General features: G+C 48.8%; 7 protein-coding genes. 6 read left to right on the plus strand and 1 reads right to left on the minus strand.

Annotated features, from left to right (window positions below; translation table 11 throughout):
• The first annotated feature begins 214 nt into the window (after nt 1-214).
• The 6 genes from HMPREF1039_RS00680 to HMPREF1039_RS00705 all read left to right on the plus strand — a co-directional run bounded on the left by HMPREF1039_RS00680 (nt 215) and on the right by HMPREF1039_RS00705 (nt 6234).
• Nucleotides 215-1321, plus strand: coding sequence for an NADH:flavin oxidoreductase (locus HMPREF1039_RS00680; protein WP_007390455.1), 1107 nt, complete (start codon nt 215-217; stop codon nt 1319-1321).
• An 83-nt stretch (nt 1322-1404) separates the two neighbouring features.
• Nucleotides 1405-2061, plus strand: a complete 657-nt coding sequence (locus HMPREF1039_RS00685; RefSeq protein ID WP_007390452.1) for a hypothetical protein — start codon at nt 1405-1407, stop codon at nt 2059-2061.
• 1 nt (nt 2062) lies between these two features.
• The gene (locus tag HMPREF1039_RS00690) at nt 2063-2470 is read left to right on the plus strand and encodes a GerW family sporulation protein (protein WP_007390440.1); all 408 of its coding nucleotides are present in this window, start codon (nt 2063-2065) and stop codon (nt 2468-2470) included.
• Between the two features lie 85 nt (nt 2471-2555).
• Entirely contained in the window at nt 2556-3011 is a 456-nt protein-coding gene (locus HMPREF1039_RS00695; protein ID WP_235720012.1) for an OmpH family outer membrane protein, read from the plus strand.
• A gap of 154 nt (nt 3012-3165) precedes the next feature.
• On the plus strand, nt 3166-3453 hold the full coding sequence (locus tag HMPREF1039_RS00700; protein ID WP_007390429.1) for a metal-sensing transcriptional repressor: 288 nt from the start codon (nt 3166-3168) through the stop codon (nt 3451-3453).
• 9 nt (nt 3454-3462) lie between these two features.
• Nucleotides 3463-6234: a heavy metal translocating P-type ATPase gene (locus HMPREF1039_RS00705; RefSeq protein WP_007390454.1), complete on the plus strand. Its 2772-nt coding sequence runs from the start codon at nt 3463-3465 to the stop codon at nt 6232-6234.
• Between the two features lie 79 nt (nt 6235-6313).
• On the opposite strand, the gene HMPREF1039_RS08230 is transcribed toward HMPREF1039_RS00705, so the two are convergent.
• On the minus strand, nt 6314-11052 hold a 4739-nt coding region (locus HMPREF1039_RS08230), incomplete at its 5' end, for a YadA-like family protein (protein WP_007390450.1).

Below are 11052 nucleotides of genomic sequence, written 5' to 3' on the forward strand. Positions count from 1 at the left end.
TCCCTTCATCAGCATTAATTTAAACAAACACTTACATTATACACGAAAATACTTTATCTGCCTATGTCCGGGAAAAAATTTTCCCGCCTTTCTTCAGTGCGAATCCCCCTCGCCGGTCGTCATAAAAAATTCATTAGATTTTTTTTATGCTTTAGTCTATAATTATATGATAAAAAATTCAGCATTCTATACACATATTGAGGAGAGATGATTCATGTTATTTGATAAGTGTCGCATCGGCGGTATTGAAACCACTTCCCGCCTGGTTCGTTCCGCCACCTTTGAAGGCTTGGCCGATGACTGCGGGTACCCCACGTCGGAAATGTTACTGGCATATGAGCATTTAGCGGCAGGCGGTGTCGGCATTATTATTACCGGAATGATTGCCGCCGGTACGATAGAACCCCGCCAGCATCGTCAAATCCGTTGCGACGGGGATGACTGTATCGCACCTTTGGCGCAATTAACCGACCGCGTACATAAACACGGCGGCAAAATTATCGCCCAAATCGTGGAAATCGGCGGCGCTATCATGTTGCCGGAAGGACCGGGGACGATCATCAGTCCCAGCGGCATTCCTGAAAAAGTAGGCAAAGAAATGCAAGCCTCTCGCGCCTTGACACATGACGAAATTCAAATTTTGATTCAGGATATGGGCAAAGCGGCGGCACGTGCCGAAAAAGCCGGGTTTGACGGCATCCAAATTCACGGGGCTCACGGCTATTTAATCAGCAAATTTTTAACCCCTTTCTTTAATCAACGCCGCGACGAGTATGGCGGCTCCTTGGAAAACAGAGCCCGTTTTCTCTTGGAAATACTGACGACCGTACGCCAAAGTACCGGCGCCGATTTTCCCCTTTGGTTAAAACTGAATTGCGCCGATTTTATGCAGGAAGGCGGCTTAACATTTGAAGACTGTCAACAACTTATGCCGCTCCTTGCCGCAAGCCCCGTTAACGCCATTGAAGTGAGCGGCGGCAACATGGCCTCTTTGCCGCGTAAAGGCCCCATTCGCGCCATTCGCCGAACGAAAGAGCCCATGTATTTCAAACCCTATGCCGAACACCTGGCCGTCGCCTTAAAAGATACGCCCATAGACGTAGGCGTCGTCGGCGGCTTTCGCGATCTCCATCAAATTGAAGACACCTTGGCCGCTACTCCCCTGGCCTTTGTTTCCATGTCCCGGCCGTTCCTGCGCCAACCCGACTTGCCGAATTTATGGCGCAACGGCAGCGACGAACCGGCCGCGTGTATTTCCTGCTCCCGCTGTTACGGAACGGATGCCATTGCCTGTATCTTTCATAAAACAGAAAAAGAATAAAAAACTCTCCCAAACTTCCCGGACGGGGTCACTTCTGCTAGAATATAACTATATTCCTGTATAACGAAAGGAGCGAATAGCCATTGAATATACTGCTTCCCGGTGTAACCGTGTTAGTATCGGTATGTATCCTCTTGCTGTTCGTTCCTTTTTCCTATACCCTGCAGGGGCATCTCGGTCATCCCCGGACCTTAACGTGTCGGGCAACATGGTTTATGAAACACGTCTCCCGTACCTATCCCCGGACGACCGCAAAAGAAAGCCCCCCCGAATCGCCGAGCGCCGCCGGCGAAGCACTGTGGAAACAACTCCGCGAAGAAACGAATGCGGCGGCGGAAAAACCTGCCGCCCCCTCGGAAGATGCGGATGTTATGACAACCGCCTCTCCCTTCCCGTCTTACTTACGGTTTCTCCTCGATCCGGAACTGCTGACCGCTTGTCTGGCAGGAATCTTGCGTATTCTGACCGCTTCTCAGCTTACCGCCTGTACTCTCTCGGGATGCCTGGGACTGCCGCGTCCGCATCAAACGGGAATACTGGCGGCCGTACTGTACAGTTTGGGGGCACGACAAACGGAAAATCTCCGCTTTACGTACACGGAACCTTCTTGTGACTGCACCTTATATATAGCCGGGCAACTCTATCCGGCGCAACTGTTGTATATCGTATTGCACACCGTACTGCAACCGCCCGTTCGTACGCTGTTAAAAAATTTATGGGCCGCCGGAAAGGAAAAATAACATGGAGAATACAAATGAACAATCCTTATCTTCATTATTCGAAAAATTCAAAGAAATGATCCGCGTAGAAACGGTCGTAGGAGAAGCCGTCCATATCGGCGATGCCATCTTAGTCCCCTTTGTCGACGTCTCTTTCGGCTTCGGTTCCGGTAATCTGAACGGAAAAACCGAGCACGGTCGTCACACTGCCGGCGGTGGCGGCGGCGCCAAACTGGAACCGTCCGCCATCCTGGTTATAAAAGGCGATCGGGTGGAAATGTTTTCTATCAAAAAGAACGGCTACCAAGCTTCCGCCTTCGAAAAATTAATCGCCATGGCACCGGAAATTATTGAAAAATTAAAAAAAGATAAATACATTTATATTAATGATGATGATAAAACGTCCGCTACCGACGAAGATGACGAATAACTTCTTACTCGCCATATTGTAAAGGATTACCAAAATAGTTGTATTTTTAAAAGTCCTTTGCTATAATACGTTACAGAATATAAATTTGCAACTTACTATTAGGAGGAATAACCATGAAATTAAAAAACAACTGATTTCTTTAGCCGTAATGGGCGTACTCACCGCCGGAACCGCAGCATCCGCATTCGCTGCCGGCATCGGTACGGTAAACTTTGAAACCTTAATGACGTCCCATCGCAATTATCAAAAAGCGGTAGTACAAATGCAAGGTGCTGTAAAGCAGGCCGATTCCGAATTTAATCAAAAAGCCGCCGCTATGAAAACGGATGATCAACGTCGTGCGTTGGCACAGCAATTAAATCAACGCTTAAATGCATTGCAAGTACAATTATTCGGACCGATTCAACAAGATATTGCCAACAAAGTCAATGCAGTACGCAAAGAAAAAGGATTGGACGCTATTGTATTCCAAGGTTCGGTTATTGCCGCCGACAATGCGCCGGTAGATGAAACACAGGACGTATTGGCAAAATTAAAATAAAATCATGCCGTACGAAAAACGCAGCGAAGAAATTCGCTGTGTTTTTTTATGTAAAACCCGTAAGTACCGCATTGACGTATACCAAATAGGGGTATAATATATAGTATATACCCCCATTCGGTATTTTATTATTTTCGGGAAAAAGGAGTCAGTTATGAACAGTCCTACACAAAATACGTTGTCCCAAGAAGAAGAGAAACGCTTGCTTTCTCGTCTGAACCGTATAGAAGGACAAGTACGCGGCATAAAAAATATGCTGTCGCAAGAACGCCCCTATACGGAAGTACTCATACAGGTCAATGCCGTACAGGCGGCAATGCATTCCTTTACCAAAGAAATGCTGTCCCACTATATCCACACCGCCGTAGCCCCCGAATTAGGGGACGCGGCCCCCCATATTACCACAGAATTAACCGACTTGATTCAAAAAGCGTTACGTTAGGAGGTACTGATGAAAGAAGAAAAATATACCATTACAGGAATGAGCTGCTCAGCTTGCTCCGCACATATAGAAAAAGCCGTAAAAAAAGTGCCGGGAATCCGCACGGTAGCGGTAAACCTGTTAACGAACAGCATGCTCGTCACGTACGATGAAACCGTGGCGGATGCAGCAGCGATTATCGCCGCCGTAACCGGCGCCGGCTATGGCGCCGCCCTTCCGGGAAGCGCCGAAACGCCGCTGCCCGCCACCAATGAATTGCAGACCTTAAAACACCGCTTACGCGTTTCTATTATCTTTTTAATTCCCCTCGTGTATATTGCCATGCATACCATGTGGGCCCGTCTCTTCGGACTTCCCGTCCCTGCCGCAGTCGCCTCCTGTTTGGACGGGTCTCAAAATGCCGTTACCTTCGCATTTTCACAATTTATTTTACTGTTGCCCATTATGTATTTAAATCGTAACTATTATATAACAGGCTTTACGAATCTATATCATCGTGCCCCCAATATGGATACCTTGGTCGGACTGGGGTCTATGGCTTCCGCGCTCTTCGGCATAGTCGCCGTCTTCCGCATCGGTCACGGCTTAGGAACGGGAAATCTCGCCCTGGTACAAACCTACAGCACAAATTTATATTTTGAGTCTGCCGGCATGATTGTCACCTTAATTACGGTAGGAAAATATTTGGAAACAAAAGCGAAAGGCAAAACCGGCGCCGCCATTGAAAAATTAATGAATTTATCACCTAAACAAGCCACCGTCCTGCGCGACGGTAAAGAAACGACCATTCCGCTGAGTCGCCTGCAAGTAGGCGATGAACTGATCATTCGTCCCGGTGAACGCATCGGTGCCGACGGCGTTATCTCCCAAGGCTATACGGGAATTGATGAATCTTCTCTCACCGGCGAAAGCATGCCGGTAGAAAAAGGGCCGGGAAATACGGTGACCGCCGCAACGCTGAACAAAAGCGGCACCATCCGGGTCATTGCCGAACGAGTGGGCGAAAATACGACCCTCAGTCAAATCATTCGCCTCGTCGAACATGCCGGTGCAGCGAAAGCGCCGATTGCCAAAATTGCCGATACGATTGCCGGGATTTTCGTTCCCGCCGTTATTTCCATCGCCATTGCGGCTTCCTTACTTTGGTACTTCCTGTTCGGTGCCGATCCGGAATTTTCCTTTTCTATCGGAATTTCCATCTTAGTAATTTCCTGCCCTTGCGCCCTGGGATTGGCTACCCCCGTCGCTTTAATGGTAGGTATCGGCAAAGGTGCGGAAAACGGTATTTTAATCAAATCCGGCGAGGCGCTGGAAACGGCCCGCGCCATTGACACGGTAGTCCTGGATAAAACCGGCACCATTACGGAAGGTCATCCGGAAGTGACGGATGTTCTCCCCCGCCATATTTCGGCCGAACAATTAGTATCCTTGGCGGTCACCATGGAAGCCGCCAGCGAACATCCCTTAGCCGAAGCCGTCCTGACATACGGCAAACAACATGCTATCGTGCCCCGTCCCGTCACGGCCTTACAGCCCCTCTTCGGCAAAGGCATTAAAGTAACCTATCAAAACCGTACATACTATGCGGGAAACGAAACCTTAATGCAAGAATTGCACATTCCTATTGCCCCTATAAAAGACCGCTTACAAGAACTGACCGCCGCCGGTAAAACACCGTTGCTCTTTGCGTCGGAAAGCGAGTTTTTAGGGCTCATTGCCGTAACGGATAAAGAAAAGCCGACCAGTGCCGCCGCCATTGCCGCGTTTAAACAATTGGGACTTACAGTGATCATGATAACCGGCGATACATTGCGTACCGCCCGGGCGCTGCAAAAACGCCTGGCAATTCCCCACGTAATCGCCGGCGTACTGCCGCAAGACAAAGAAAACCATATTGCCCGATTGCAAAGCAGCGGACATAAAGTCGCCATGATCGGGGACGGGATTAATGATGCCCCCGCCTTGGCAAGAGCGGACTTGGGAATAGCCATCGGCGCCGGTACGGATATCGCCATAGAAAGTGCCGATGCCGTATTGATGAAAAGTGATTTGCAAGATGCAGTCACGGCCATTCGCTTAAGCCGTGCCGTAATAAAAAACATTAAAGAAAATTTATTTTGGGCGTTTATTTACAATATTATCGGTATTCCGCTGGCCGCCGGCGTCTTATATCCGTTATACGGAATAAAACTGAATCCCATGATCGGGGCTGCCGCTATGAGCATGAGCAGTGTCTGCGTTGTCCTCAACGCGTTACGATTGCGCTTTTTTCACGCCGACCGAATGACGGCGCCGCACCGGACACCGCCGGTTTCCGAACGTCCCTTACCGCCGGAAACTGCTGCCTATGCGTATACCTTACATATTCAGGGCATGACCTGCCATCATTGCGTGCAACATGTCCGCCAAGCTTTATTGCGAACCGAAGGCATACAAAGTGCCGACGTCTCCTTAAAACCCGCTGCGGCCCGTATAACCGCCGCCCGCCCGTTCCTTACCCCGGAACTGTCCGCAATCATCCGCACGGCAGGATATACCTTGACCGCAATGACCGATGACCGCCCGACAGGAGAAACTACGGTTGTTACCATTCAGGGCATGACTTGTCAGCATTGTGTACAACGAGTAAAAACCGCGTTACAGTCTCTAGACGAAGTGCAATCGGTCACCGTAGATCTTGCCGCGCATACCGCCACCATTATCGGCTCCCGTGCTTTCACGCCGGATGAACTGGCACCGGTCATAAAAAAAGCGGGGTATACCCTGCTGCACAAAAAATAACCCCGTAGTTTCACGTGAAACAAACAAGGCGGCTGCATCCGTATATGGATGCAGCCGCCTTGCTGTATATAATCGCTTCTTATCCTAAAAGATTGCCGTTACGATTAACCCGCACACGTTCAATTTTATCTCTGTCTCTACTGCCGTTACCGGCGACGCGATCGACCCGAATGCGATTATCACGGATACGCCGTAATTCCGGATCAAATTCACTCATCGCCCGATCCATGTTGCTGTCCACAGGAGCTCCCTGTTTTAAAGCTTCATAAATCAGACCGGCCATTTCCAACCGACTCATTTCCGGTTTCCGTACCGTTTCCCGCATCGTATCCAAGTAATTTTTCGCCGCTAAAGAGGCAATATACTTATATGCCCATTCATTGTGCACATCCCGCGGGAAAATTTCCCGTGCCGGTTGTAACAACCTTGCAGGAACCTGCACCACTTGCAGCACGGCATTCATCTTTTGTGATAACATTTCCACCCGATTCTTTAATGCTTGATTTTCATTTCGCAACGTAACGATTTCTTTCGCCATAGCGACACGCGAAGTGGTTATATTATTTCCTCTCCCCACTTTCAGACTTACACCGACATTGACCATCGGATCCGCATTGCCGAAGGAGCCGCCTACGCTGATCATCGATGATTCACTCGGTCGATAGAAAGCCCCCAACGCTACCGCTCCGGCATTGCGATAACGGCCTATAGCCGCCGCAATATCCCATTTTTCATCCGGATCAAAATCCAAAGGATGCAAGGCCGCCATGGCCGCCGCACCGGCACCGGTCCGAGTAATCCGATTATCCATCGTAGCGACCCGCGCTTCCGTCCGGAACAACTGGGCCCCGGTTACGGCATCACGACTGTTAGGAGCGACCATCCCCGGCGCAAGATCATGAATCGGCTTGTTCCCGGCGTCTATGCCGTTCTTGGTCACGGCAGGACCGTTCTTGACAGTAAGACCGTTCGTATCAATCTGTACATCTCCCACCGTCACCGTATCGGCTGTCATCGTCTTGGCGCTTACCTTATCCAAACCGGTCAGTTCTTTCGATAGCCGAATCGTCATCGTTCCGTCTTTCGTTACCACGCCGATATTGGGAGCTTCGGACAATTTCTTACTATCCGTTTGTCCGCCTGTAATCTTCAATTGCTTATTCAATTGCAGGTTAATCGGATCACCGCTGTCCCCGGCAAAACTTAACCCGTCCTTCATGGTGGCGACTGCCGCCGTGTTCTCGCCGTCTTTAAGCAGCAATCGAGTCGTCTTCCCCGTACCGCCCAGTTCGGCAGTGCCTTGACCCGTAGCAATAGTAAGCGTTTTGCCCTTATCGGTCAAATCAATCGTGCCGCCGTGTATTACACTGGAACTGCCGTCCTTTTCTTGTACCGTCAGTTTACCTGCCTCGTTTTTATCTCCCAAGGTAATCTGATTTTTTAACGCATACGTAATCTTTTTATTTTGCGTATCCAGCGTTGCCGCCAAGCCGTTTCCGGCGGTAAATTGAACCGTATCTTTCGTATCGCCGCCTAACGTAACATTGGCACGATGTTCATCCGGATCCTCGCCTACAAGAATATCAAATCCCGAGGCCACTTTCTTCACTTTCCGGGCCACTTCTTTTACTTGTCCCTGGCTGGCAGCCTGATCATCTCGTAAAGAATCCCATTTTACCGCCTGAGCAGGTTGTACGGAGTCCCAATTTTCCGGCAACGTCGTGTTCGTAAGCCCTGTAATCGTTGATACATGAGTAATCGTTTTATTCGTACCGTCGATTTTCATCGCTTCTGCAGTATTGCCGAAAGTCACGCTTTCCATATCTTTCAGATTTTTAGCCAATTGAACCTTCATGCTTCCCGTATCACTATCGGCAACAACGCCTATATTCTTTTCGGTCAACTTGTCCGCGTTCTTTTCGCCGCCGGTAATATGGAGCGTGTCATTCAGCTTACGCTTAACGATTACATCTTTCGTGTCCCCTTGGAATTTCAGACCGTCCTCCATAGTCGCCAAAGCAGCCGTTGTGCCGCCGGCTTGTACCGTAATCCGAGTACCGTCCTTGTTATCCATACCGACCTTACCGTTGGCGGTAGTAATCGTAACGGCCTGTTTCACATTCGCACCTTTAATCTCAATAGTGCCTGCGCTCCCGTCAATAACCACCTTATTACCGGCTTTTCCTGTAACTGTAATCTTTCCGTCCTTACCGTCATCCTTTCCGTCACTGTCTTTCTTCCCTAACGTAACCGTATCTTTCAAAGCGACAGTAAAGGGATCGCCTTGTTTACCGGAACCGGTCACCGCTACATTTTCACTCCCCTGCATTGTCGTACGATTCTTGTCAATTTCCTCTTTCAACTGCTTAACATTAACGGCATCTGTATCCTGTACACCCGCCGCTACGCCGGTAATCGTTTTACCGCCGTTATTAAGCCCGTCTTTAGTTAACGAAACAGTTCCCTGTCCTGCCGCCTGAATGCGGATTCCGTCTTTATTGACGACCGTTTTATTGCCGTCTTTATCCGCCAAGGTAACGTCTGTCGCAGTAGAGGTATTCGTATTCTTCTCTTTATCTTCCGTTACCGCACCGGCCGCGCTGACCGTCGTCCGGTTTCCTTTCTCATCGTTCACGGTCACGCCGACACCGGTCATGACGGTGCGATTCCCTTTATCATCCTTAGTTTCTACACTCGTCAAGTCTTTTATGTCTTTAGCCAACTTGACCGTCATCGTACCGGTTGTCGCATCCGTCACTACGCCGATATTCTTATCGGATAACTTCGCCGTATCGGCGCCGCCTGCAATGGTCAGTGTTTCATTCAACGCACGCTGTACCGTGCTTTCCTTATTATCCCCTTGGAATTTCAAGCCGTCACTCATGGTGGCCAATACCGTCTGCTTCCCGGCCTTATCCGTCACCGTAAGCCGTGCCGCCCCGGCCTTTCCGTCCAAACCTGCGGCAGCGTCTTTCACGGTAATCGTAACACTGCTATTCTTATCGTTCTGAATACGGATAGCAGCATTTTTACCGTCCAACACGACTTGCTTGTCGCCGGCCGCACCGACCGCTTGAATGACACCGTTTTCCGCATCCATTTCAAATGCCCCGCCGGTCTTTCCGTCACCGCGAATACTCCCGGTTTGTCCGTGTAAAGAGAGGGTCGGTGTTTTTCCCGTAGCATTTTGGGTTCCCTGTAAAACAAGGTCTCCCGTTTTGCCGTCCATGGTAATGCGATTGCCGGTCTTGCCGGTAACCGTAAAGCTTCCGTCCTCACCGTCCTTCTTTCCTAACGTAATATTATTTTGCAACGCATACATAATTTCTTTATTCCGGCGTATAATGTCCAGACCATTTCCGGCTAAAAATCCGAACGCATCTTTTTGTTCCCGTCCGAGAGCAATATTAAACGTATTCTCTTGCGTTTTTTCTTTAATGTATACATCAAATCCGGCATTGTTCTTTTTTACTTTGTCATTAATTGCCGTTTCTACATCTTTAATTTGTCCCTGAGTTGCCGCCTTGGACGCATCAAACGCCGTTTCTCTTTGCGCTGCCGTCGGCCACGTCGTATTGGAAAGTCCTGTAATGAAATTATTCTTACCGTCTTTCAGGAATGTCAGGGTCGTCAAATCTTTAATCGTACGATTTGCCCCGTCAATCGTCATGGAATCGGTATTATCTTTGCCGCTGAACACAATGCTTTCCATATCACGTAACGTTTTAGCCAAACGAATTTTCAGTGTCCCGTTCTTATTGTTCGTTGCATCGACAACAGATTCAACACCGATATTATTTTCTGTCAGATTCGTTATCTTCCGACCTTCTTTAACAATCTTAGCGCCGCCTACTATATTAACTTGAGTATTCAACTTCACGCCGACAGCATTGCCGTCGTCGCCTTGGAACTTCAAGCCGTCATTCATCGTCGCCAAAGCGTTACTCTTATCGCCGTCTTTAACGATGATCCGTGTTTCGCCGTCTTTACCGTCCAACCCGACGGTACCTGCACCGGTGGTAATGGTAATAGCGTTTTTACCGTCTTTTCCTTTCATGCCGATAGAGCCGTCCGCACCGTTCAAGGTAACGCTGTTACCGTCTTTTCCGTTGACTCCGATGGTGCCGTCATGTCCTTTAAGGAAGATTTCATTACTCTGCCCCTTTTCATCCGGTGCCGTAATGATAAGTTCGCCATTTTTACCGTTAAAGGTCATTTGTTCGCCGGTAGTACCGTGAATGGTCAATTTTCCATTTACTCCGTCTTTGTCGGCAGTCTTCGCTTCGCCCAATACGACTTCATCTTGCAAGCAATACAGCACTTTCTTATTGTCTTTATCCAACGAGACCGTTAAATTCTTACCGGCGGCAAATTCAAGCGTATCTTTTTTATCTTTACCGAAGGAAATATTCGCTTTATTCGACGCTTTATTTTCTCCCACCAAAATGTCAAATCCTTGGTTGGTTTTGTATAATTGTCCGCCGTTAACGGCTTCCGTACTATTTTGAGATATATCGCCACCTTTTACATTTTTAATAACCGTACCGGCATCGCCGCCTGCCAGCGTAATGGAATTTTTATTGACCGTATCTCCGGTCTTATCATATTTAACGACAGAATCATCCAGGGCCTTTACCGCCTTGTCTACTTCCGACTTCTTCGCTACGTCTTTGATCGTCACGGTAGCTTTTTTATCGGTATGCTTGCTGTCTTGTACGGTCAGGGCAACTTCTCCGTCTTGACTTACACTGTATTTCTTATCGGCTGCACTTTCGTTTGCTACCAACTGATAATCCGTTGCCTTGTCTATAGCTTCTT

It is taken from the genome of Megasphaera lornae, from assembly GCF_000214495.1.
In the GTDB taxonomy this organism is placed as follows: Bacteria; Bacillota; Negativicutes; order Veillonellales; family Megasphaeraceae; genus Megasphaera; species Megasphaera lornae.